The sequence below is a fragment of the Leisingera sp. CC-HEC096 genome (genome assembly GCF_059429235.1).
This window is the reverse complement of the sequence record NZ_JCAIJS010000001.1, coordinates 3294214-3316313: the sequence shown is the minus strand read 5'-3', so window position 1 is coordinate 3316313 and position 22100 is coordinate 3294214. Positions and strand designations below refer to the sequence as shown.

The following is a 22100-nucleotide window of genomic DNA, read 5'->3' as shown; positions in this document are numbered from 1 at the left end:
GGCAAGAATATCCTCGAGGATTTCTTCGATCTCGCCGCGCCGACGCTCTATGCGGTGACCTTAGACAATGGGGCCAAGGTCTCGGACTCGACAGAACTGACCCGCGTGGAACTTGGCAAGCTTGATGCCGGTTCAGAGGTGCTGGAGTGGCTCGGAGACCGTGCGCCCGATGGGAACTCGAAGTCGTTCTGGGTGGGACATGCCGACGATCCCAAGGCCACCGAGGGCAATGAGGACTATGAGACGGTGATCAAGGACGATGACGCGGGCACGATCATCCCGGCCATGGACCTGCTGCGCGCCTCGCTGAACTGGGCGGCCCCCCTGCCCCAGAGTGCGGGCCTTGTGCATCTGGCGCTGCGTGAGAAACCCGTCACCGAGACCGACTATTTGCTGATCTTCCCCTGGTGGGGCGCTGCGAAACCCAAGAAAGTCACGATACACCAGCTTGACGGGGCCGAATTCACCACGCTGCCCGCCAAGGGCGAGGCCATATTGCTGAAAGCCCACCCGGAAACCGGGCAGGCCATCGAATTCATCACCACCCTCGTCAACCCCTTCACGGTGATTGACTCCAGCGACAAGCAGGATGGCTGGATAACTGCGGGCAAGCTGAACGCCGATCACATCCGCTGCCTGCGTCGTGTCCGGGCCGAGATGACCGGCACCCTCGATCCCTTCGCCCCCCTGGTCGATCTGCCGTTCATGGACCTCGACGAGGCCACGCAAGAGGCTTACGTCACGCTTCTCACAGAGCATGCCCAGAAGCTGCTGTTTGACCGGATCGACCTGGCCGTGCAGGGTGACGGACGGTTCCGCGACAGCCTGCGTGAAATCCTGAACAATGTGATCGCCGAGGCCGAGGTCACCGCCGAACTTGCGCCAGAAACCGACTGGTTGGACGAATTTCCCGCGATCGGCGAGGTGCTGGTTAAGGCCGGGGTTCAGGTCGAAGCCGCACAAGTGATTGAAACTGCGGAAAAATCCGGCCAGCCCGAAAAGATCAAAGAGGACACGAACGTCAGAGAGCCCAAAAAGTCGGACCGCAACCGCGATCTCACGCCCGAATACGAACAGGCGGTCGCCGACTTGAACAGGCTCGCCATCGCCCTGAATGATCCCGATCAGCTGCGCCGCATTGTCACCGAATACATGCGCCTGGTGACCAAGGGGTGGACCCGCACTGTCCAGGACCCAGACGATCATCCGCTTTACCTCAGCCGGGCCGATGCCGCGTTCCAGGCCTATTTCTCGGGGCCCGGCGCCAATCTTTCCGCCGAGTTGCACGAGGATGCCACCGATCTCCTGATGGATCACTTCCGGATCATCCTGGAAGACAAGTTCTCGAAGGACCCGACGGACCCGAGCGATGACACGCGGATGAAGGACGCTCTGGTTGCGCTCGACTGGATGAAACGGCGGGTGACTCGTTTCGAATTTGAAAGCAAGGGCATGGAGCCTTCGCCCCTGAAAGGAATGCTGCGCAAGCTCGAGTTTCCCGCAAACAGTGACCTGAAGGACACGTTGGAGGACCAGCTGAAGGCTGCCTACAAACGCGCTGGGGAGGCCATCCTGTCCAAGACGTTCGTCCCGGATCGTGAACCCCAGCCGCTGACCATCGTCGCCACGGACGAGCTGGACCCGGACAAGTTCGACGACATCACCGCCCAGACCACCGGATTTGGCCTGGTGATCGGGGCCAAACACCCCAGCCAGGATGACATGAAACTGGCATCGACCTGGGCCCATGCCAATGCCGCCGAGCTGTGGATCGGGAACAAAAAGGTGCCGATGGCGATCGAGCCCTCGACCCTTGTCAGGAATTACGGCCAGTTGGACCTGTCGATCGCCTATGATGGCCTGCCGCAGATCGGGCGCCTGGTCGCCAGGCCTGACAACAGCGCCTCGCCGAAGAAATTCCTTGATTTGGCAATGCCTTACCGGCTTGATCATGCCGAATACAACGGCGATGACAAAGGCCTTGTGCCGCTGGCCTATGGGTACGAATACCACGCCCTGCCCTATTACATCGCGAATTCCGGCGTATTGCCCGAAATGCTGCGGGCGGCGGGCTCTCTGGTCCTGCCCGCGATCGGCCAGGGTTTGCCTAAGGATCCCGCCCCCGATCTCTATTTGCGCACGACGCCGGTTGCGACCGTTTCGGTAACCAACCACGCGGACTCGCCCCATCCCGGCATTGGCTATATCCCGGCCGAAGTCACCCCGATCGGGCCCGAGTTGCTCAAGACCCACATGGGTGAGGCGCGAGAAGAGCCCTTGGGCGAGGCGCCGAGCTTGCTGTTGCTGGGCCACAAGGGCACCGCAAGCAATCCCGGCCTGTCCTGGAAACCGGAGTTTCAGCATGGGGCGAAACTGACCATCACCGCGCCCCGGGTCAGCTTTGATGATTTTGACCGTTGGGTCGCAAACCCGAAGTTGCGCACATACTTCCAAGGGACCGGGCTGAGCAGCACGACCATCGAACATATCGAAGACGCCCGCGACATTTTCGAGGACGTCCAGGACGCGCTGGCTGCCGAACTGGTCAACCGCCTGCCCGACCCGGCGGTGCGAAAGCTGCGGGTGCGGCTGGAGGTGTTCGACCACCTTACGAATGTCGCGAAACCCATGGATGTCGGATCGATTGATATCGAGGTAAAACCATACCAAGGGCTCACGTATCCCGATCAGAATGATCCCAAACCGAAATCGGGCGCCTATGCCCGGCTTGTCCGAGAGATCGACGAAAACGCGCAGTATGACGTGTCCGTGATGGTCGATCCGGATGCAGGCTCGCCGTCCCTCACGCAAGCCAATGGCACCATCACGGCAATCCTGCGCCCCGGCGATTTGAGCCGGCTGATCGTCTGCCCGCTGGTGCCCAAAGCGCATTACGAGCCGGATAACGACCTGCGCGCGATCGACGAGGGGTTTCTCGACATGAAGAACACCGTCGAGGAAGAGGTGAAAGACGACGACATGGTCTGCCTGAAGGGCACGACGTTGTTGCTGGAAGCCATGGATGTTCCGGCCATCCACGAGCTGGCCACACACCCCGCCGACCGTATCCTCGGCGCGTTGGAGGTCCGGACCCACAAGCACGACAGAAGCTATACGTTCGAACTGTGCCCGACCTGGGATGACCGCGACAACAATCAGCAGATCTATCGCGCCTTCAGCGAGCTGGACCTGATCACCCATCGCTGGCGGGCCAGCGGGCTGCCGATCCGCGATTGGATCGATCCGTCCGAGCACCGCGCCAAAGGATCGACAGCGGCGGACGGCCCGATTGTGCCGCTTGGCTATGACGGCGACGGCGAGGACCAGGTGGCCGCCTTTGAAGAAGCGGCTTTCTTCGACCGCCCCTTCTACGACGGTGAACGGCGCCGCATCAAACTGCCCGCCTTCCTGCCGAAATCGGCCAACAGCGCCGCGGGTGACCGGGCGAACGCGATCGTGCTGGACCGGGTGAACTGGTCCAGCCCCGCCGCGACCTATCTGCGCTATTCGCAGGTCTATCGCTCGCGTTACCTGGGGGCGATGGCCACGGGGAACGGCGAGATCCCGGCCATTGGCGTCTTTGGCAACATCACTGCGAAGTACAAGACGGACCGCGTACGCCGCCCGCTGAGCGACCGGTTTACAACACGGGTGGCGATCCTGGCCGATATCACGGCCAATGGCATCGTGCCCCCGCAGGTGCGCCACATCCTGCCGTCGCTGTCTGGCTCGCGGGATGAAGATGCCCCCCTGCCCTTCGTGCTGAGCCTGACGGAACGGCCCTTTGACCAGTTCGGGCTTGCCGACCGGATCCTGCCCGAGGTCGCCACGATCCAGACCTATGCCCTGGAGGATGACCGTGGATCAGGCTCGAAGACGCTGAACTTTTCCACCTACCGCAAAGAGGTCGGCCCCGACCCGAGGATCAAGTTGACCGCAATCCCGGATGATCCCTCGCGGCGGGTCACGCTGCAGCCCGAGGGGCCGGTCGGGCATCACTTCGACCCGCCCAATGCCGATGCGCCAGGTTTCGTGAACAGCAGCTATCTGCTGCAATTCGATGGGCTTGATCCCGCCTGGGCGCACGAACAGATGTTCGCGGCGATCGAAATGCGCCGTATGGTCGATCCCGCCTGGGCCTTCGCGCCGCCCTTGGACACGGACGCCCCCGCGCCCGCTGCTTGGACGCTCGACATCACGGATCTGTCTGACGACCTGGCCATCGTGCACGGACCCGAGGACGCGGCCATGGTCCGTGTCCTGGCCGATGTGGATGGGCTGAGCATCGAGGTCGACAAACAGGCCGCCTATGGCGATGCATCGACCCAGAAACCGGGCGTGGCCACGCTGTGCCACCTGACCGCAGAGCGGGCAAGGCTGCGGTTGGTGCACCGCAGGCTTGGCAAGCAGGGGTTCGAGCTTGTGGTCCTGCGCCAGGCGCGCGACGCATCGCATACGGCCCCGCAGATCGTGGCCACGGCGCGTTACAAGGCAGACGGTGCGCCGCGCGTTCTGCGGGCCGCCGAAAACGGCACCGATCCGGTCGCGCCGCCGCTGAAGACACCGACGCCGATCCTGCTCAGCGACGCCCCTGCCCCACGCTGGGCGAAATCGGGCTATGACATGGGCCATGTCTGCCTGGGCGCCAGTATCGTGCCGACCAGGCGCGTGGCGGCCTCGGTCAAGAGCAAGGAACTGCGCTTCCAGACCCTGGACGGGAACGACCGGCGGCTGACCAGCCGTGACGCGCTGAACAACGACCCGCTTGGCGCGCACACCTATCTTGCGGCGCTGACGCTGCACCGGTCGGAAAACACCGGACGAAATGTCCTGCTGCCCCGTGAAACCGTTCTGCTTGATCCGATCGGGCGGGCAAGGCTGAGTGAGCACAGGGATCACGTCGCCCTGATTGGGTTCTCCGCACCTGCCGAGAAGGTGCGCATTCCCGCGACAGGGGCCTTGGCGGCCGCGCAAGCCACCTTCGACCTGGATGCACTGCATACCAAGCTGCAGGGTGGCGCACCGGGTCAGGCGGTGACCGGCGGCCTGCTGCTGCGCTGCCGGATCACCCAGTTGGATATCGCTCAAGGCGGCAAGCTCGTGCTCAGCCTGTGGCCCGTCGACGCGGGAGACGCGGCGACCGTCACGCTGCGGGGGGCCGACCTTGATGACCTCCAATACATTGATCTGCTTGTCAAATCTGATGGCGCCCTTGGTGCGGTCTGGCTCTATACCACTGCTGCCAATGGTGTTTCAAAGAAGGTGACCAGCGGGATTGGGACAGGCAAGGTGCAGCGCGGAAAGGGCAAGATCACCTTGCAAACAGAAGGGCCGCAAGAGTTGGAGATGGATGTCTCCATTCTGCCGGCGGTGGCAATGAACCAGTCGGGCCAGTTGCGGCGGACGGCCTGGAACTGGGACTGGGTCTTCCCGCCCGTTCACGTGGACGGGGGCGCAGACACCGGCCCGGCCCGGATGGAGGCCGCCTTGCGCCCCGTGTCCATGGATGGTCAACGCGAGGCTGTTCTGGCCCCGCTGGGAATGAGCCCCGCTTTCCCGCTCAAATCCGGATGACCCCAGGGAGTGACCGCGATGGATGACCCGACCCCGAATACCGTGCACCGCGCCGCGCCGATCACGATCACACCGCCGGTGGGCATGGTCCTGGCGGCGGCGACGCCCCCGGCCGGGCTGCGGCCTGCGGCGTCGATGATCGGTGATGACAGGGTCAATTGCGCGAAGGTTTCCGGCCGCAGCGGCACTCTGTTGCTGCGCAACACGTCAACCAACCCCAGCCATCCAAAGGAGGATTCTTCATGGCACAAGGATACATCTACGTCAAAAATCGCGACACGCAGGACCTGTATGTCACCATCGTCGACCGCAACACGGCGAACAACACCGAGCTGTGGACGAACGAGCGCCTGAACGAAAGCAAGACCCGGCAGCTGATGTGCGAAATCGATGGGGACAACGAAGCCAAGCTCGACTGGGTGGCCGTTCACACCGATGACCCGACGACCAAATCGTCAGGGTCCGAGAAGGTGGACGAAGGCGGGACGCTCGAGGTCTATGCGGCCTGAAGCTGCCCGGCCCGATCTGGGCGGCCAGGGGCACGGGGGGGGCCGATTGGCACCTCGTCCGCCCCGCCGCCGCGCCGGGCGAACCGGCGTTCTCTGGCGCCCTTGCCCGCTGTTCATCGGCCGGACTGCCGATCATCGCCCTGGCGGTGGGGCCCATCGGGCACGACACACCGGCCTTGCCCAATTTTTTGCCATTCCCGTAAAAGTTGCAAAAAACGGCCTTCCATCGTAAAATAAGGGTTCATACTGAGAGAATTTGGCATTTCGGCAAATGCCGAGGGTCACATTTTTTTGAAAGAATGACGTGTTGCAAGGAGGGTTGGCAATGGGCGCCTTGACGATCCATATTTCAGGCCCTCTGCGGGTCGAGGACATGCGCGGCGTGGACCTCACACCCCGAGAGGCGCGTGTCCGGGCTCTGCTGGCGTTGTTGGCCGAACCCCCGCTGCGCAAACGTGCCCGGCGCTGGCTGGCGGCCCGTCTGTGGAGCGACCGCCCGTTTCGGAAATCCAGGATGAACCTGCGCCAGGCGCTGCTGGCTCTGCGCCGCGCGCTGGGGCCCCATGGCGCGGCTTTATGTGCCGATCGCACCGATATCTGGCTGGATCCGGCCAAGGTCACGGTCAACATGCGCGGGTCCATGACCCTGCTGGAAGGGATCGGCATCCGAAACGAGGCCTTCGAGGACTGGCTTCGTGCCCTTCGCGCCGCAGTTGATCGACAACCAGACCAGGATGCCACGCCCAGTGCGCTGAGCATCCAGGCGCAGGTCGGGTCGACCTCGTCTCCTGCAGGGCAGGTGACCGCGGGGGTGATCGCCGACCAGGTCAGCCAGAACCTGGAAGACATGATCGGATCGACCCGAACCACCGCACGGCCGGGTGGCAATGACATCGAGGTGACCACGCATATCTCTGAAACAAGCGACACGGCCCTGCTGCGGGCGCAGGTCTTGTATGGGCCTGACGGGGTGGTGCTTTTCTCGGGCCACCGGTTGCTGAAGAAACGGGGCGAGGTATCGATTTCGCCCGAGGAGATCGCGACGTTTTCCCATGTCGCCGCAAGCCGTGCGCTCGCCAAGCTGCCCCATGTGGCCGCTCTGGACCGTGACGAGGTCATTGCCCTGGGCTTTGCCGAGGTCGGGCGCCGCCGCCTGTTTTCCTATGAACCGGGCGCGGTTGACGAGGCGGGATCGCATTTCGCCCGCGCCTTTGATGTCGATCCCAGCGGCGTCTTCCTGGCCTGGCTCGCCTTCCAGCGCTCTGCGCAGGTGATCGAAGCCATGGCGGACCTTTCCCCGGGCCTGTTGGAGGAAACGGATGGGTTCCTGCGCCGTGCGACCGAACTGTCGCCGGAAAGCGCGCAGACCTGGGCCCTGACAGCTTTCGTGCGCCTGTTGCTGTTCGATGACGCGTCAGCCGCGCTTGCGGCGGCCGAGACGGGCCTGCGCCGCAACCCGGCCTGTCTTCTGTCCCACCAGGCGCTTGCGATGACGGCGGGGGCCATGGGCGACAAGAACGCGGCCTATCGTGCAACCAGTTTCTGCCGCCCGGCGCTTGCCGAAGATGACGCCCGGCATCTGTGGGACCTGTATCACGGGCTGGTGTGTATCGCGACCGACCGTTACGACGAGGCCTTCGTGGCGCTGCGCAGTGCCAGCCGCCGCTGCCCGCCATTCAAGGCCCCGCACATACAGCTGATCGCCCTCAGCCTGCACCTGGGGGATACCGACCGGGCGCGCCGCCACCTGACCGCCCTGCAGCGCCTCGAGCCCGAGTTCTCGCTCGACAGCTATGTGCGCGATGACGCCTATCCCGCCGCCACGCTGCGCAATGCGGGCCTGTTGGATCAGCGGTTCAACGTTTTGTGCTAGGCCCCTGCGGACAGCGTGACACCCCCTGCCCCGCCTGTCTGACGTCAGCGCCCGCTGGACAAATTTAAGGGTTTGAGCAACGGAGGATTTCTGGTTCATCGAAGCCATTAAGGAGCGAAGATGAACAACGAACTGAGGAAGATCAGGAAAGGCCCCAGTGGGGCGTTTCCCTGCCGAAGGGAACATCGAAGGACGCCGCTGACAAGTTGGTCAGGGGCATCAAGCGCAAGACGCGCAAACACTACTCGGCCGAAAGAAGATCAGGATCGTCCTGGCGGGTCTTCGTGGTGAGGAAAGCATCGCTGCATTGTATCGTCGTGAGGGGATTGCAGAGAGCCTGTATTATTCCTGGTCGAAGGAGTTCCTTGAAGCCGGGAAGAACCGGCTAGCGGGTGACACGGCGCGACAAGCGACATCCCCCGAAGTCAAGGAGCTGCGGTCGGAATCTGCCGCGCTGAAGGAGGTGGTTGCTGAGCTGACGCTTGAGAACCGGCTTCTCAAAAAAAGCATGATCGGGGATGGGGAGTTCGAAGAATGAGATACCCAGCCTCTGAGAAGCTTGAGATCATCCGCACGGTCGAGGCTTCGCATCTGCCGACCCGGCAAACACTGAAGATGCTGGGTATTCCTAGCAGCACTTATTACGACTGGTATGCCCGGTGGAGCGATGGTGGTATCGATGCGCTTACCGATCGCTCTCCCCGGCCAAGGTCGGTCTGGAACCGCATTCCGGACCAGGTCCGCAAGGATGTTATCGACTTTGCGCTGGAGCACGAGGATCTGACGCCCCGGGAACTGGCGGTCAAATACACCGATGAGAAGCGTTACTTCGTCTCGGAATCCTCGGTTTATCGCATGCTCAGCGCCGAGGATCTGATCACGGCCCCAGCCCATGTGGTGATCTGCGCGGCGGATGAGTTCAGGGACAAGACGGTGCGTCCGAACGAACTCTGGCAGACCGACTTCACCTACCTCAAGGTCATCGGCTGGGGATGGTTCTATCTCAGCACCATCCTCGACGATTACAGCCGCTACATCATTGCCTGGAAGCTCTGCACCACGATGAAGGCTTCGGATGTCACCGACACGCTGGAGTTGGCACTGGACGCTTCGGGCTGCAACAGCGCGACCGTCGTGCACAAGCCGAGGCTGCTCAGCGATAACGGTTCGTCCTACGTCGCCGCCGATCTGGCCGACTATCTCGATGAAAAGGGCATGGATCACGTTCGCGGTGCGCCGCACCATCCGCAAACCCAGGGCAAGATCGAACGCTGGCACCAGACGATGAAGAACCGGGTTCTCTTGGAAAACTACTTCCTGCCCGGCGATCTGGAACGCCAGATCAACGCGTTTGTCGATCTCTATAACAACCGTCGTTATCACGAGAGCTTGGACAACTTGACGCCCGCCGACGTCTATCACGGTCGAGGCGCAAAGATCCTGAAAATGCGAGAGGAGATCAAGAAACAGACAATCAGAAAACGCAGGTTGCAGCACCAAGCCGCTGCCGCCTAAACTCAAACAGAAACCGAACCAGAGCCTCCGTTACAAAACGGCCCAAGTTCTCCGGAAAACTCTGACGACAGACACAATCAAGGTGGCGAACACATTCGATCTGAAAGTATTCACTCCGCCGATGCAGATCGACCCCGCCTTAATCATCGGGATTTGGCACAAGCGGTCAGACAACACGCCTATTGCTTCCTGGATGCGCCAGCAGGTCTTCGATCTGATGAAAACATTGGACATGCACTAGACGGGACCGGCAGACCAAATTTGGCTAACCGCCAAGCGTCTAGGTTGTTGACAGCTTGGGTCGAGACGCCGAGGGCAGTGATGTGAACCGTGTCTTCATAGTTACCGATACCGGACTTCGCCGCATTGCTCCAAAAGTCCCCTTTGTCCCGCGTCTTTCGTGTCCAAGCGCCATGCAGCGAATGGGCGGTATGGATTAGCCGTTCGAAACCAGCAAGCAATGACCGCTTCCGCGACATGGGCGGCAACGCAGCAAGAAACCGCCGCATGTGCAAAGCGATGCTGCGTCAGCGAAGATGAAAAAACCAAGGTCGGTTTGTCCCGTGTGTGTGACTTCGTGATCCTCGCGGTGAATGGCAGCTGACGATCTCGTCGGCTGCTTTCCTCCTGCCCTTCCTGTCTTATTTAGAATGTGATCGCGGACGAGACCGCGATCGCTTGCACAGAAGTCAGCCGCGCATCCGCTCCGCTCTAGCGCGCCTGGCATTTTCCATTTGATTGGTCCGCCTGCCATCCGGCCGGCAATCTGAACACGGGTTCTGATGCCGCTGCGCGTCAGCCTACACGGAGAAATCCGGTTCCTCCCGCGCCTGGCGCGGGCCCCTCCCAATTTCACCGCTCCGGCCCCGTGTGTCAGATCACCGTCCGGCCGCAGTCCGGGCTGCGCCCACCCTGCTTTGCCCTCCGGAAGACACGAGGTCTTCCGAAGTGAAAATCAGGAAGGCTTCGCCACTGGCGGAACAGGAGGCGCGAGCGGGGATGTTGGAGACACGAAAAAGGAAAGGTTCTGTCGCAAATGGCAAAACTATGTGTCGCCCGACAGGTGAGGAAGTGGCGGACCGAGGAGGATTCGAACCCCCGACCCCTTGATTCGTAGTCAAGTACTCTATCCAGCTGAGCTATCGGTCCACTGCGGCGGGGTTTAATCCTAGCACCGGGGAGTCGCAACCCCCAAAACAAAAATAGTTTCATCCGCCTGTCATATTTCCGCCCGCCCCTGGCAGCACATCAGATCGTGCCGTCGCCCTTGGGCAGGCAGATCTCAAAGACTGTGCCATCGGGGCCGGTTTCCTTGAGCACCACAGTGCCGCCGTGGCCGCGGGTCAGCTCGCCGGCGATGGCCAGCCCCAGCCCGGTGCCGCCCTTGCGGGTGCCGCCCTGGAACGGGGTGAACAGGTTGTCCTGCGCCTTCTTCGGCAGGCCGGGGCCGGTATCCGCGACCGTGATGTACCAGGCACCTTCGGTCTCGCGGGCGGCCACCGATATCGTGCCCGCCTGCCCGGTTGCGGCGATCGCCTGCCGGGCGTTGCGCACCAGGTTCATGATAATGCGGAACAACTGCTCCGGATCCGCGCGCAGCATCATCGGGGCGGGCACGGTGTTGATGATCTCGACCTTGGCGCTGTCGGCCGCCAACAGCTCGCTTTCGGCGATGTCCCCCACGATTTCATGCAGGCAAACGACCGCAAAGGTGGGCGACGGCTCTTCTGCCCGGCCAAAGGCCAGTGTGCCCTCGCACAGCGACACTGCGCGGGTGATCGAATTCACCAGCTTCGGCGCCAGGCGGCGCACCAGCGGGTCCTCGCTGCGCTCGATCCGGTCGGTGAACAGCTGCGCGGAGGTCAGGATATTGCGCAGATCATGGCTCACCTTGGCCACCGCGCCGCCCAGCTGCGCCAGCCGCTCCCGCTGCTTCAGCGCGTGGGTCAGCTCGGTCTGCAGCTGCATCAGCGCCTCCTCCGCCTCGCGCAGCTCCACCACGCCGGAGCTGGGATGGATGATGCCGCGCACATCTTCAGGCGCTGCCGCATAGCGCTGCATATAGCCCACCACGCTCTTGATCGGCTTCACCAGCACGATCCGCACCGCAACAAACAGCAACAGCGCGGTGAAAATGGAGATCACCGCCGACAGAATCAGGATCCGCACCCCGTAATCCAGCATCGCCTGGCGCAAGGGCGCGGTTTCCATGGTGACCTCGATCAGCAGGCCCGCGTCGCGCACCGGCGCGCCGATCACCCGGATAATCTCATTCTCCGGCCGGGCCAGCCGCAGCACCGCGTCCTTGATCAGCGTCAGCGCGCCCGCCATGCGCAGGTCATAAGTGCCGGTGATCTGCTGCGGGATCGGCGAAGCCAGCATCAGCTGGCGGATCTCATCGCGGCGCAGCACCACGTTGTAGACGCCCGCGTTCTCCAGCAGCTCCGCTTCCAGCTCGGTCTCCAGCATGTCGTCTGCCAAGAGCGCAAGCGAGGCGATCTGCGCCCGCTCCAGCCTGTCCGACAGGTAATCCAGGCGGAACCGGGCAATCGACGGGACAAAGATCAGCACCTCGGCCAGCATCACGAAGACCGTGGTCAGGACCAGAAATCTGCCCGAAAGCGTGTTGAGCATCCCGCCGCCCTTACCTCATGGAATCCAGCGCTGAACCAGGCGCACCGCGCGTTTCACCAAATTGCTTTCAAAAAGCCGCGGTGAAAAATACGCACCAGCCGCCCGTTTATTGATCTCGCCAAAGGAGGGATAAGGCGCGACCATTGCTGCAATTTGGCTCATTTTCAGGCGGTTGGCCAGTGCCAGGGACCAGAGGCTGATCAGCTCTCCGGCCTGATGACCGGCGATGGTGGCACCAACCGGACGCCCGCCGAAGACCATCACCTTGATAAAGCCCTTGGTCTTGCGTTCGGCGATGGCGCGGTCGTTGTGCTCATAGTCGAAACGCACCACCTCCAGCTTCACACCATAGCGGTCGCGCGCCTGGGTTTCGGTCAGCCCGATCTGTGCCAGTTCCGGGTCGGTATAGGTGGCCCACGGGATATGGCTGGTCTTCACTTTCGACGGCAGCCCGAACAGCGCCGAGCGGATGATGACGCTGGCGTGGTAGCCCGCCACATGGGTGAACTGCATTCCGCCAGCCACGTCGCCGATGGCATAGACCTTCTTGTTGGTGGTCAGCAGGCTCTCGTCCACCTTGATGCCGTTGCCCCGGGTCTCGATCCCGGCGGCCTCCAGGTTCAGCCGCTCGGTGTTGGCCTTGCGCCCCACCGCCATCAGCAGATGTGTGCCCTTGAAGCGGCTGCCGTCCCTGGTCTCGACCTCGATCGCACCCGCCTGGCCGCCGATGCGGGAGACCATGGCGCCTTCGGCAATCTCCACCCCCTCGGCGCGCAAGCTGTCCAGCACCAGCGCGGCAGCTTCCGGGTCATCCTTGCCCAGCGCCTTGGACCCTTCGATCACCGTGACCTTGCAGCCCAGCCGCACATGCGCCTGCGCCATTTCCATGCCGATCGGCCCGCCGCCGATGATCAGCAGATGCTCCGGCTTTTCGCGCAGATCGAACAGCGTCTCGTTGGTCTCATAAGGCACCTTGTCCAGCCCGGGAATGGGCGGCACCAGAGGCGAGGACCCGGTGGCGATCACGATCCGCCGCGCCGTGATGCGATACGGCCCGGCCTCCACCTCCGAGGGAGAGACGAAATGGCCGAACTCGCGGATCACCCGCACACCCAGGCCCTCGAACCGCTCCTGGCTGTCCACCGGCGCGATGGTTCCGATGACCTGATGCACATGATCCTTGGCAGCGGCATAGTCCGGCTGCGGGCGCTGATCCGCCACGCCGAAATCCGCGGTATGCGCCTGGCCATAGGCGGCCTTGGCGCTGGCCAGCAGCGCCTTGGAGGGGACACAGCCATAGTTCAGGCAGTCGCCGCCCATCTTGTGGCCTTCCAGCAGCACCACATCGGCGCCCATCTGGCTGGCGCCTGCCGCCACCGATAAGCCCCCCGAGCCAGCGCCGATCACCAGCAGATCGCATTCGATACGGGTCATGTTCAGCTATCCTTGTTTCTGCGGCCGCGGATATTGCCGCGGACGGCTTTGACCAGGATCGGCATCGCCGCCAGCACGCACAGCCCCAGGATCGGCCCGATCACATGCGGCTCCCACAGCAGGCTCAGGTCCGGGTCTTCGCCGCGGTCAAAGACGGAACCGACCCCGACCCCGATCCAGGTAAAGACGATGGCGCCGGGGATGATGCCCACCGCGGTGGTCCACAGGAAGTTGCCAAACTTCACACCCACCAGCGCGGGCAGCAGGTTGGCGACAAAAAACGGCACCGCCGGCACCAGCCGCAACAGCAGCAGAACCTCGATCTCGTTCTCCCGCAGGGCCTGTTTCAGCATCTGCACCCGGCCCTCAGCCGCTTCCATCTTGGCGGTCAGCCAGGTCCCCAGCCCCCAGCGCGCCGCCAGAAAGATGCCCGCCGCACCGATGGTCGCCGCGATCACGTTGAACGCGGTCCCGGTGGCCAGCCCGAACAGGAACCCCCCGGTGACCGAGGCCACCGCCGCACCGGGCAGCGAAAACACCACCATCAGAATGTAGATGCCAATAAACAGTGCTGCGAGCCCCAGGTAATTCTGATCCCGGAACGCCATCAGCGCCTCGCGGTTGTCGCGCAGCGTGTCGAAGGTCAGGTAATCCCTCAGCGTCACCGCCCCGATCAGGGCCACAGCCACCACCGCGATCAGCGGCAGATGGCGGGCCAGGCCGGGCTTGGAACCAGCTTGCGGGTCGGAATTCGGGGTCTCGGTCATATCGCTCATCGGTCCGTGTTTGCTGCAGGGTTTGTTGCTACGTGTTAAATGGCCCCGGTGCGAGGGTAAGCAGCCCCGCTTCACAGGTGCTTGAACACGCCCCCCCGATTCCGTGAGCTTTGTGGCAGAATCACCGGTCCCATGTTACAGCCGCGCTGTCCGGACCGGCCGTTCCGGGGCAGTTTTTGGCAGAAATGTTGCATATTGCCCGGAAAAGGCGGCCTGCGGGGTTTGACTTGGCCGTCATTCCCTCCTAAAGACCGGGCTTCGAGATAGACCCCGGGCGGGCGATTCCGCGCCGTACCCGTAGACATAATGTGGAGACCGGAGCGATGAAACGCACCTATCAGCCTTCGAACCTGGTTCGCAAACGCCGCCACGGCTTCCGTGCGCGCATGGCCACCAAAGCAGGCCGCAAGATCCTGAACGCACGCCGCGCCCGCGGCCGCAAAGAACTGAGCGCATAAGCTCAGTTCACGTTCTGACGGACATGACACCGCCGGAGGCCCCCAAGGACGGCAACGCTGCCCGCGGGGACACGCCTCCGGCGGTGTCCGTTTGCGCATCGGATGCGCCCAAGCTTGAGGTCATGGCCAAGCGCCGTGATTTCCTCGCCTGCGCCCGCCCCCCTGCCCGCAAGCAGGGCACCAAGGGCATGATGGTACAGGGCCGCAACCGCCAGGATGACGGCGGCATCCGCATGGGCTTTACCTGTTCCAAGAAAGTAGGCAACGCAGTCGCCCGCAACCGCGCCAAGCGCCGCCTGCGCGAGGCCGCGCGGATGATTCTGCCCGCGCATGGCCGCCCCGGCTGGGATTACGTGCTGATCGGCCGCGCGAATGAGACCGCCCAGCGCCCGTTCGAGGAGCTGAAGCAGGATCTGATCTACGCACTGAAGAAGATCCACGGCCAGTAACGCACGCAGGCCCCTCGCCTTGCTGAGCCATTCTTATCCGGCCGGCAGGCCGGACAGCGCCCGGCCCTCCCCACGGGAGGGCGCTTCCGCCCCCTCCCAGGCTCGGGCGCCGTCCTCATTGCCTAACAGCCGCCCTGCCCCTATCTATCCGCCATGACCCCGCTGGCCCATATCCTCGCACTCCCTGTGCGCGCCTACCGGCTGCTGTTCAGCCCCTGGGTCGGCTTCAACTGCCGGTACCAGCCCACCTGCTCCGCCTACGCCTTGGAATCGCTGGAAAAACACGGCGCCATCAAGGGCGCCTGGCTCACCATCCGCCGCATCGGCCGCTGCCACCCCTTTGGCGGCGACGGCTATGACCCGGTGCCGGACAGGAAAGACTGACCTCACTTTTTCCGGTTCAGCCCGCGCGCGATGGTGTCGATGATCATCCACATCAGGATGATGAACGGCAGGAAGGCCATCATCGGATCGCCCGCCGCCTTCCCTGCCTTGGCCGCCTTCAGCAGGGTGCCGACCCCCTTGGGCGGCTGGCTGATATAGCTCTCCAGCTCGCGCGAAGCCTTGACCAGAATGCCGTAATCCTTGTCCGGCTTCTTCTGCATCAGCTTCAGCGCACCGGCGAGCCGCCCCAGCACGTTGTTCAGCTCATTCACCACGCTGTCGAGCCAGGTCACGCCGTCCTGCACGTCCAAGGGCAGCTCGCCAAAGAACGGCGCGTTCTGAAGCTTGGTGACCTGCGACTGTTTCTTCATGAAGGCAGTGACCTTCTGCGCCACGGCCTTTCCCTTGGCGGGCGTCATCGCGCCCTTCTCGAACTGTTTGACCACACCGCGCAGCTCTTTCTCCAGGCCTTTTAGGCCGGTCTCCGCCTCGCCCACGGCCTTGCGGACGATCCGTGCCTCCTTGCTGTCTTCGCTCATCAAATGCCCTCACTGATTAAATCGCTTTACCGCTCCAGCTTAGCGCGCCTTGCCGCCGCCCCCTAGCGCTGCACACCTTTTTTCCTTGGCAAAAGCGCCCGCCTCGGCTAGGGCGCGCGCATGCTTGATGATGATCTGGACGAAATCCATCCGCTGTTTGCCGGCGCGCCTGCGACCACTGAGTTCAAGAAGCTCAGGAAGCGCATCGTGCGCTATGCGCGTGAAGCCATCGACCAATACGGCATGGTGGAGCGCCGCGAAGACGGCAGCACGCCGAAATGGCTGGTCTGCCTGTCGGGCGGCAAGGACAGCTATACCCTGCTGGCAGTGCTTTACGAGCTGAAATGGCGCGGCCTCTTGCCGGTGGATCTCTTGGCCTGCAACCTGGATCAGGGCCAGCCCGGCTTCCCGGCCACGGTACTTCCGGAATTCCTGGAAAAGATGGGTGTGCCGCACCGGATCGAATATCAGGACACCTACAGCATCGTGGTCGACAAGGTGCCGCAGGGGCGCACATATTGTGCGCTGTGTTCGCGCCTGCGCCGCGGCAACCTCTACCGCATTGCGCGTGAGGAAGGCTGCTCAGCAGTGGTGCTGGGCCACCACCGCGACGACATCCTGGAAACCTTCTTCATGAACCTGTTCCACGGCGGCCGCCTTGCGACAATGCCGCCCAAGCTGGTGAACGAGGAGGGCGACCTGTTCGTGTTCCGCCCGCTGGCCCATGTGGCAGAGGCTGATTGCGAGAAATTCGCCCGCTCCATGAACTACCCGATCATCCCCTGCGATCTCTGCGGCAGCCAGGACGGGCTGCAGCGCCAGCAGGTGAAACAGATTCTCGATCAATGGGAATCAAACTCGCCAGGACGGCGCCAAGTGATGTTCCGGGCGCTGATGAATGCGCGCCCCTCGCACCTTCTGGACCCGAAATTGTTCGATTTTGCCGGCCTGGAGCTGAAGAATTCCGGTGCTGACGAGGAAAAACCTGGAATTCCCAACCTGCGTTAACTCCCGGGTTAGAACAGCACCTTAGTCTCAGGCCGGAACGACTGGCTGCAGACGAAGGGTCTGAGAATGACAAATACGGGTTCAGGTCTCCTGGCACGGCTCCGGCAAACCCTTGCCCCCGCACTTTTCGGGCCGCCCGTGCTCGCTTTCCTGCCCGCGCTGACGCTGGCCACCTACTGGCTCGGCGGCGAGGCGGCGCTGCTGTCGGTCGCGCTGGGCCTGCCGGTGCTGATCGCAGCAACCGGCGGTTTCAGCAAGCTGGGCGGCCGCGGTCTCCCCCGCGACAGCATCACCGGCATGCTGCTGCGCGATGGATTCGAAGCCGAGACTGACCGGGTTTACGGAGAATGCGCCGAATCCGATTTGCGCTCAGCCGTCTTCATCGTGGAACTGGACGACTATAAAGAACTTGCCGACCGGCACGGCCAGGAAGCCGGCGACCGGATCATGCAGCACTGCGGCGCGCAGATCGCCTCGGCCCTGCGCCAGAACGACACCGTCGCCCGGATCGGCGACAGCCGGTTTGCCGTCTGCCTGGCGCCGACCCTGCAGCTGGACCTGGAACTGTGCATACAGCTGGCGGGCCGGATGCAATCCGCCACGGAAGAGCCGGTGCCGCTGGACGGCACCACGGTCTACATGACCTCGTCCATCGGCTTCTGCCAGCGCAACCGGGCCCCCGGCACGACCAGCACCGAATGGACCGGTGCCGCCATCGCCGCCCTGGCGGAGGCACAAAGCAACGGCCCCGGCGGCGTCCGCGCGTTTTCGGCGGATATGTCGGGCCGCGGCAAGTCCCGCGCCAGCCTGCGCGACGAAGCCGCGGCGGCGCTGGAATCCGGCCAGATCCAGGCATGGTTCCAGCCGCAGATCTGCACCGACACCGGCCGGGTTTCGGGGTTTGAGGCGCTGGCGCGCTGGTCGCACCCGGTACAGGGGCTGATCCCGCCGTCCACCTTCCTGCCCGCGCTGGAGGAGGCCGGGCTGATGGACCGGCTCAGCCAGGTGATGCTCTATAACGCTCTGGTGGCGGTCAAGGCCTGGGACGCGGCCGGTGTGGATGTGCCCTGCGTCGGCGTCAACTTCGCCACACAGGAGCTGCGCAACCCCGGGCTGGCCGGCCGCATCAAATGGGAGCTGGAGCGGTTTGAACTGCCCGCCGACCGCCTGTGCGTCGAGATCCTGGAAACCGTGATGACCGATCAGCCCGATGACGTGGTCACCCGCAACATCCTCGCCCTCAGCGAACTGGGCTGCCACATCGACCTCGATGACTTCGGCACCGGCCATGCCTCCATCGCCGCAGTGCGCCGGTTCAACATCTCCCGCATCAAGATCGACCGGTCCTTTGTGATGAAGGCGGATCAGGACCCGGAACAGCAGAAACTGATCTCGGCCATCCTCACGATGGCAGAACGGCTGGATCTGGAAACCCTGGCGGAGGGCGTGGAAACCGCGGGCGAGCACGCGCTGCTGGCGCAGCTGGGCTGCGGCCATGTGCAGGGCTTTGGTATCGGCCGCCCGATGCCGTTCGACCAGACCCTGGACTGGATCACCGCCCACGAGGCCAAATTGCAGGATACCCCCGTGATCGGCCGTCAGACCCCCTGACCCGCTGCATTCCCCGCAGTTTATGCCGCGCCGGGACGCTCTGCCGCCCCGGCGCGGCCTGATTCTGCTTGACCTTTGGGGTCCACCTCTGTTGAACCCCTCCTGTCCTTCCCAATTCGAGGTGGCAGTCCCCAATGGACGATCAGAACAAAAATCTAATTCTCGCAACCGTACTCAGCTTTCTGGTGATCCTCGGGTGGTACACGTTCTTCCCGCCCCCGGAGCCGGAGCAGGCGCCGGAAACCGCGATCAGCGAAACCGCCCCCGCAGGCGATACCGCACTGGCGCCCAGCGCCGCGGCTGAAGCCGTGGACGGCAGCGCCCCGGAACAGGCCGAAGCCCCCCAGGCCGCGCGCCTGGATATCGACACGCCGCGGGTGACCGGCAGCATCTCGCTGCAGGGCGGCCGGATCGACGATCTGTCGCTGAAGGACTACCGCGAGACGCTGGACGAGAATTCCCCGATCGTCAAACTGCTGAAGCCCGTCGGCGAGCAGCAGGCCTATTACGCGCTCTATGGCTGGGCCCCGGGCGCTGGCCTGTCGCTGGATGAGGTGCCGGGCGCGAACACCGTCTGGAGCGCCGAGGCAGATGCCACCCTGACCCCGGACAGCCCTGTCACCCTGACCTGGGACAACGGCAAGGGCCTGACCTTCAGCCGCACCATCTCGGTCGACGAAGATTACATGTTCTCGGTCACCCAGTCGGTTGCCAACGCCTCCGGCGGCACCGTCTCCCTGGCGCCCTACGGCACCCTGGCCCGTCACGGCCAGCCCGCCGACCTCAAGAACTTCTTCATCCTCCACGAGGGCCTGGTCGGCATGTCCGACGGCGAGCTGGCCGAGATCGACTATGACGACATGGCCGATTTCGAGCCCGACGCCCGAGACGGCTCCAAATCCGAAATCCGCCAGGTCGCAGAGAACGGCTGGATCGGCTTTACCGACCACTACTGGATGTCGACCCTGATCCCCGAGCCGGGCCAGCCCTTCCGCTCGATCGCCAAATTCGACGAGCGCCGCGACATCTACCAAACCGACATCGTGCTGCCGACCCTGACCGTGGCCGACGGCCAGTCGTCTGAGGTCACCACCCAGCTGTTTGCCGGCGCCAAGGAATGGGACGCCATCCGCGGCTACGAAAAGGCGGGCATTCAGGGCTTCCTCGACAGCATCGACTGGGGCTGGTTCTTCTTCCTGACCAAACCGATGTTTGCGGTGCTGCACTGGCTGAACGTGATGATCGGCAACATGGGCTGGGCGATCATCGGCCTCACCGTGATCATCAAGATTCTGGTCTTCCCGCTGGCCTTCAAATCCTACGCCTCGATGGCGAAGATGAAGGAACTGCAGCCGGAAATGGAGAAGCTCAAGGAGCGCGCCGGCGACGACCGCCAGAAGATGCAGAAGGAGATGATGGAGCTCTACAAGCGGGAGAAGGTGAACCCCGCCGCGGGCTGCCTGCCGATCCTGATCCAGATCCCGATCTTCTTCTCGCTCTACAAGGTGATCTTCGTCACGCTGGAACTGCGCCACGCGCCTTTCTTCGGCCCCTTCCAGGACCTCAGCGCGCCGGATCCGACCTCGATAATGAACCTGTTCGGCCTGCTGCCCTTTGCGGCTCCGGCCCCGGAAAGCATCCTGGCGCTGATCTTCATCGGCATCCTGCCGATCCTGCTCGGTATCTCGATGTGGCTGCAGCAAAAGCTGAACCCGGCGCCCACCGACCCGACCCAGCAGATGATCTTTGCCTGGATGCCCTGGGTGTTCATGTTCATGCTCGGCGGCTTCGCCTCCGGCCTGGTGGTCTACTGGATCGCCAACAACACGATCACCTTCACCCAGCAGTATCTGATCATGCGCAGCCACGGCTATAAGCCGGACGTGTTCGGCAACATCAAATCAAGCTTCAAGAAGAAGCCGAAGGCTGAGAACGAATGACCTTCGAGGTCACAGATATCTGGCGCCACCCGCTCAAATCCCACGGGCGGGAGGCACTGGAGAACGTTACCGTGAGCGCCGGGCAGACCATGCCCGGCGACCGCGTTTGGGCGGTTGCGCATGAGGCGTCCAAGGCAGATGGCTCCGAATGGGTGCCGTGCCAGAACTTCACCCGCGGCGCCAAGGCGCCGGGCCTGATGGCCATCAACGCCCGGCTGGACGATGCAACCGGCCAGCTGACGCTGAGCCACCCGGACCGGCCCGATCTGACGTTCGATCCGGAAAACCCTGACGACCTGCCGCGCTTCCTGGACTGGGAAAAACCGCTGCTGCCCGCGAACCGGGCCGGCTCCTCCCATATCGTTCGGGTGCCGGGCCGCGGTCTGACCGACAGCGATTTCCCCTCGATCACCCTGTGCAACCGGGCCTCCCACCGCGCGGTGGAGCAGGCCATCGGCCACAAACTGTCGCCTCTGCGCTGGCGCGGCAACATCTGGTTCGATCTGGGTGAGGCCTGGGCCGAAAACGAATGGCTGGGCCGCGAGGTGCAGATCGGAGAGGCTGTCTTTGCCGTCCGCGAGCGCGTGGTGCGCTGCCTGGCGACCACCGCCAACCCCGAAACCGGCGAACGCGACGCCGATACGCTCAAGACCCTCAAGGACAATTGGGGCCACCAGGATTTCTCGGTCTACGCCGAGGTGGTGCACGGCGGAGAAATCCGCCTGGGCGACGCGGTAAAGGTGCTGTGATGCAGATGCAATTTTCCCTGGCCGAGGCGCCAGACGACATTTCCGCCGAAAAGGGCCGCAAGCTGTTTGCGGGCGAGACCGAATTCCTGAAAGGCGTGGTCGCGATGAACGGTCTGCCGGATGCCGACCGGGTGGAGGTCTGCTTTGCCGGCCGCTCCAACGTCGGCAAGTCGAGCCTGATCAACGCGCTGACCGGCACCAAGGGCATCGCGCGCGCCTCCAACACGCCGGGCCGCACGCAGGAGATCAACTTTTTCACCCAAGGCCCCGACCTCTATCTGGTCGACCTGCCCGGCTATGGCTATGCCAATGCGCCGCTCAAGGTGGTGGAGCAGTGGCAGAAGCTGTTGAAACGCTATCTGTCGGGCCGCCAGAACCTGCGCCGCGCCTTTGTGCTGATCGACAGCCGCCACGGCGTGAAGGCAGTGGATGACGAGATCATGAAGCTCCTGGACAGCTCTGCCGTCACCTTCCAATGCGTGATGACCAAGGCCGACAAGGTCAAGGAAAAGGACCGCGCCAAGGTTCTGGAGCAGGTCAAGGGCGCGCTGGCCAAACACCCCGCCGCCTACCCCGAGATCGTTTTGACTTCTTCCGAGAAGGGCGATGGCATCGCCACCCTGCGCTCCATCATCGCCGGGCTGTAA

At 63.4% G+C, this 22100-nt stretch carries 15 protein-coding genes, 1 tRNA gene and 1 pseudogene; 12 read left to right on the top strand and 5 right to left on the bottom strand.

Going from position 1 to position 22100, the window contains the following annotated elements:
• Positions 1 to 54: 54 nt before the first annotated feature.
• The 4 genes and pseudogenes from AC5STI_RS16050 (at position 55) to AC5STI_RS16035 (ending at position 9471) form a co-directional block, all read left to right on the top strand.
• The gene (locus AC5STI_RS16050; protein WP_495447342.1) at positions 55 to 5574 is read left to right on the top strand and encodes a hypothetical protein; all 5520 of its coding nucleotides are present in this window, start codon (positions 55 to 57) and stop codon (positions 5572 to 5574) included.
• A 242-nt stretch (positions 5575 to 5816) separates the two neighbouring features.
• Positions 5817 to 6083, top strand: coding sequence for an immunoglobulin domain-containing protein (locus AC5STI_RS16045; protein WP_495447341.1), 267 nt, complete (start codon positions 5817 to 5819; stop codon positions 6081 to 6083).
• A 325-nt stretch (positions 6084 to 6408) separates the two neighbouring features.
• Entirely contained in the window at positions 6409 to 7956 is a 1548-nt protein-coding gene (locus AC5STI_RS16040; RefSeq protein ID WP_495447340.1) for an AfsR/SARP family transcriptional regulator, read from the top strand.
• A 170-nt stretch (positions 7957 to 8126) separates the two neighbouring features.
• A pseudogene (locus AC5STI_RS16035) lies at positions 8127 to 9471 on the top strand (IS3 family transposase).
• Between the two features lie 1072 nt (positions 9472 to 10543).
• Here AC5STI_RS16035 and AC5STI_RS16030 read toward each other — a convergent pair.
• From AC5STI_RS16030 to AC5STI_RS16015, 4 genes are all read right to left on the bottom strand, one after another.
• Positions 10544 to 10620 (bottom strand) — tRNA-Arg (locus tag AC5STI_RS16030).
• A 99-nt stretch (positions 10621 to 10719) separates the two neighbouring features.
• A complete protein-coding gene (locus AC5STI_RS16025; protein ID WP_475049379.1) occupies positions 10720 to 12105 on the bottom strand; it encodes a sensor histidine kinase in 1386 nt (461 codons plus the stop codon).
• Positions 12106 to 12120: 15 nt separating this feature from the next.
• Complete coding sequence (locus AC5STI_RS16020; protein ID WP_495447339.1) at positions 12121 to 13539, bottom strand: dihydrolipoyl dehydrogenase family protein; 1419 nt, start codon at positions 13537 to 13539, stop codon at positions 12121 to 12123.
• Positions 13540 to 13541: 2 nt separating this feature from the next.
• Positions 13542 to 14315, bottom strand: a complete 774-nt coding sequence (locus tag AC5STI_RS16015; protein WP_495447338.1) for a TVP38/TMEM64 family protein — start codon at positions 14313 to 14315, stop codon at positions 13542 to 13544.
• A 323-nt stretch (positions 14316 to 14638) separates the two neighbouring features.
• Here AC5STI_RS16015 and rpmH point away from each other — a divergent pair, with 323 nt between their 5' ends.
• From rpmH to yidD, 3 genes are all read left to right on the top strand, one after another.
• Complete coding sequence (rpmH, locus tag AC5STI_RS16010) at positions 14639 to 14773, top strand: 50S ribosomal protein L34 (RefSeq protein WP_008554144.1); 135 nt, start codon at positions 14639 to 14641, stop codon at positions 14771 to 14773.
• A 23-nt stretch (positions 14774 to 14796) separates the two neighbouring features.
• Positions 14797 to 15222, top strand: coding sequence for a ribonuclease P protein component (gene rnpA / locus AC5STI_RS16005; RefSeq protein ID WP_490398833.1), 426 nt, complete (start codon positions 14797 to 14799; stop codon positions 15220 to 15222).
• 153 nt (positions 15223 to 15375) lie between these two features.
• Positions 15376 to 15606 (top strand): membrane protein insertion efficiency factor YidD, encoded by a 231-nt coding sequence (yidD, locus tag AC5STI_RS16000; protein ID WP_259971580.1) that lies wholly within the window; start codon positions 15376 to 15378, stop codon positions 15604 to 15606.
• Between the two features lie 2 nt (positions 15607 to 15608).
• Here yidD and AC5STI_RS15995 read toward each other — a convergent pair whose 3' ends face one another.
• Entirely contained in the window at positions 15609 to 16145 is a 537-nt protein-coding gene (locus tag AC5STI_RS15995) for a hypothetical protein (RefSeq protein ID WP_495447337.1), read from the bottom strand.
• A 120-nt stretch (positions 16146 to 16265) separates the two neighbouring features.
• Between AC5STI_RS15995 and ttcA the strand changes: the two genes are divergently transcribed.
• The 5 genes from ttcA (at position 16266) to yihA (ending at position 22100) form a co-directional block, all read left to right on the top strand.
• Positions 16266 to 17153, top strand: a complete 888-nt coding sequence (gene ttcA, locus AC5STI_RS15990) for a tRNA 2-thiocytidine(32) synthetase TtcA (RefSeq protein WP_495447336.1) — start codon at positions 16266 to 16268, stop codon at positions 17151 to 17153.
• A gap of 66 nt (positions 17154 to 17219) precedes the next feature.
• The gene (locus AC5STI_RS15985; RefSeq protein ID WP_495447335.1) at positions 17220 to 18764 is read left to right on the top strand and encodes a putative bifunctional diguanylate cyclase/phosphodiesterase; all 1545 of its coding nucleotides are present in this window, start codon (positions 17220 to 17222) and stop codon (positions 18762 to 18764) included.
• A gap of 134 nt (positions 18765 to 18898) precedes the next feature.
• The gene (gene yidC, locus AC5STI_RS15980; protein ID WP_495447334.1) at positions 18899 to 20704 is read left to right on the top strand and encodes a membrane protein insertase YidC; all 1806 of its coding nucleotides are present in this window, start codon (positions 18899 to 18901) and stop codon (positions 20702 to 20704) included.
• Positions 20701 to 21453 carry an MOSC domain-containing protein gene (locus AC5STI_RS15975; RefSeq protein WP_495447333.1) on the top strand — a complete coding sequence of 251 codons (753 nt, stop codon included), beginning with the start codon at positions 20701 to 20703 and terminating at the stop codon, positions 21451 to 21453. The genes yidC and AC5STI_RS15975 overlap by 4 nt, the downstream gene beginning before the upstream one ends.
• Entirely contained in the window at positions 21453 to 22100 is a 648-nt protein-coding gene (gene yihA / locus AC5STI_RS15970) for a ribosome biogenesis GTP-binding protein YihA/YsxC (RefSeq protein WP_039151083.1), read from the top strand. Before AC5STI_RS15975 ends, yihA begins: the two co-directional genes overlap by 1 nt.

Excerpts from the sequence above, each read along its gene's own strand:
- AC5STI_RS16045 (WP_495447341.1), top strand. The coding sequence starts at position 5,817 with ATGGCACAAGGATACATCTACGTCAAAAATCGCGACACGCAGGACCTG.
- AC5STI_RS16040 (WP_495447340.1), top strand. The coding sequence starts at position 6,409 with ATGGGCGCCTTGACGATCCATATTTCAGGCCCTCTGCGGGTCGAGGAC.
- AC5STI_RS16025 (WP_475049379.1), bottom strand. The coding sequence starts at position 12,105 with ATGCTCAACACGCTTTCGGGCAGATTTCTGGTCCTGACCACGGTCTTC.
- AC5STI_RS16020 (WP_495447339.1), bottom strand. The coding sequence starts at position 13,539 with ATGACCCGTATCGAATGCGATCTGCTGGTGATCGGCGCTGGCTCGGGG.
- AC5STI_RS16015 (WP_495447338.1), bottom strand. The coding sequence starts at position 14,315 with ATGAGCGATATGACCGAGACCCCGAATTCCGACCCGCAAGCTGGTTCC.
- rpmH (WP_008554144.1), top strand. The coding sequence starts at position 14,639 with ATGAAACGCACCTATCAGCCTTCGAACCTGGTTCGCAAACGCCGCCAC.
- rnpA (WP_490398833.1), top strand. The coding sequence starts at position 14,797 with ATGACACCGCCGGAGGCCCCCAAGGACGGCAACGCTGCCCGCGGGGAC.
- yidD (WP_259971580.1), top strand. The coding sequence starts at position 15,376 with ATGACCCCGCTGGCCCATATCCTCGCACTCCCTGTGCGCGCCTACCGG.
- AC5STI_RS15995 (WP_495447337.1), bottom strand. The coding sequence starts at position 16,145 with ATGAGCGAAGACAGCAAGGAGGCACGGATCGTCCGCAAGGCCGTGGGC.
- ttcA (WP_495447336.1), top strand. The coding sequence starts at position 16,266 with ATGCTTGATGATGATCTGGACGAAATCCATCCGCTGTTTGCCGGCGCG.
- AC5STI_RS15985 (WP_495447335.1), top strand. The coding sequence starts at position 17,220 with ATGACAAATACGGGTTCAGGTCTCCTGGCACGGCTCCGGCAAACCCTT.
- yidC (WP_495447334.1), top strand. The coding sequence starts at position 18,899 with ATGGACGATCAGAACAAAAATCTAATTCTCGCAACCGTACTCAGCTTT.
- AC5STI_RS15975 (WP_495447333.1), top strand. The coding sequence starts at position 20,701 with ATGACCTTCGAGGTCACAGATATCTGGCGCCACCCGCTCAAATCCCAC.
- yihA (WP_039151083.1), top strand. The coding sequence starts at position 21,453 with ATGCAGATGCAATTTTCCCTGGCCGAGGCGCCAGACGACATTTCCGCC.